Here is a 1676-nt window from a genome sequence, read left to right as displayed (position 1 = left end):
GCGTGGTAGCGGAGCGTTCTGTGATATAGCTCCATGCCTCTTGCCTTCCTCTCGGGGAAGCATGGAGGCGAGGAGCTTTCTGTGAAGCCAGGCCGTAAGGCAACTGGTGGAGAGATCAGAAGCGAGAATGTTGACATGAGTAGCGACAAACAGGGTGAGAGACCCTGTCGCCGAAAGTCCAAGGGTTCCTGCTTAAAGCTAATCTGAGCAGGGTAAGCCGGCCCCTAAGGCGAGGCCGAAAGGCGTAGTCGATGGGAACCACGTTAATATTCGTGGGCCAGAAGGATGTGACGGATCTCAAAGATTGTCTGCCCTTATCGGATTGGGTGGGCCGTTCAGAGGTTCCTGGAAATAGCCCTTCATCAGACCGTACCCTAAACCGACACAGGTGGACTGGTAGAGTATACCAAGGCGCTTGAGAGAACCACATCAAAGGAACTCGGCAAAATGCCTCCGTAAGTTCGCGAGAAGGAGGCCCCACTTGTACGCAAGTATAGGTGGGGGGCACAAACTAGGGGGTGGCGACTGTTTACTTAAAACACAGGGCTGTGCGAAGCCGTAAGGCGACGTATACAGTCTGACGCCTGCCCGGTGCTGGAAGGTTAAAAGGAGGGGTGCAAGCTCTGAATTGAAGCCCCAGTAAACGGCGGCCGTAACTATAACGGTCCTAAGGTAGCGAAATTCCTTGTCGGGTAAGTTCCGACCTGCACGAATGGCGTAACGATCTCCCCGCTGTCTCTGATGTGGACTCAGCGAAATTGAACTGTGTGTCAAGATGCACACTTCCCGCGGTTAGACGGAAAGACCCCATGAACCTTTACTCCAGCTTTGCACTGGCATCAGGATTGTGATGTGCAGGATAGGTGGTAGGCATCGAAGCGGGGACGCCAGTTCCCGTGGAGCCTCCCTTGAGATACCACCCTTCGCACTCTTGATGTCTAACCGCGGCCCGTTATCCGGGTCCGGGACCCTGCATGGTGGGGAGTTTGACTGGGGCGGTCGCCTCCCAAACAGTAACGGAGGCGCGCGAAGGTAGGCTCAGACCGGTCGGAAATCGGTCGTTGAGTGCAATGGCAGAAGCCTGCCTGACTGCAAGACTGACAAGTCGAGCAGAGACGAAAGTCGGTCATAGTGATCCGGTGGTCCCGAGTGGAAGGGCCATCGCTCAACGGATAAAAGGTACTCTGGGGATAACAGGCTGATGATGCCCAAGAGTCCATATCGACGGCATCGTTTGGCACCTCGATGTCGGCTCATCTCATCCTGGGGCTGGAGCAGGTCCCAAGGGTATGGCTGTTCGCCATTTAAAGAGGTACGTGAGCTGGGTTTAGAACGTCGTGAGACAGTTCGGTCCCTATCTGCCGTGGGTGTAGGAGACTTGAGAAGAGTTGCCCCTAGTACGAGAGGACCGGGGTGAACGAACCACTGGTGGACCAGTTATCGTGCCAACGGTAGTGCTGGGTAGCTATGTTCGGACAGGATAACCGCTGAAGGCATCTAAGCGGGAAGCCCCCTTCAAAACAAGGTCTCCCTGAGGGCCGTGGAAGACCACCACGTCGATAGGCCAGAGGTGTAAGTGCGGCAACGCATTCAGCTGACTGGTACTAATTGCCCGATAGGCTTGATTTGATCCAGTAACAGCAAGGCTGCTACGAAATCGTCAAAAGCACCACAGA

At 55.1% G+C, this 1676-nt stretch carries 1 rRNA gene; it reads left to right on the top strand.

The window, feature by feature from the left end:
• Positions 1-1629: ribosomal RNA gene (locus BMX43_RS19395) — 23S ribosomal RNA — on the top strand; the annotation flags it as partial.
• Positions 1630-1676 lie beyond the last annotated feature (47 nt).

Origin of the sequence: Gemmobacter aquatilis, assembly GCF_900110025.1 — a bacterium.
Lineage (GTDB): Bacteria > Pseudomonadota > Alphaproteobacteria > Rhodobacterales > Rhodobacteraceae > Gemmobacter > Gemmobacter aquatilis.
The sequence above is the reverse complement of the archived record's forward strand: the minus strand, read 5'-3'. Positions and strand labels throughout refer to the sequence as shown.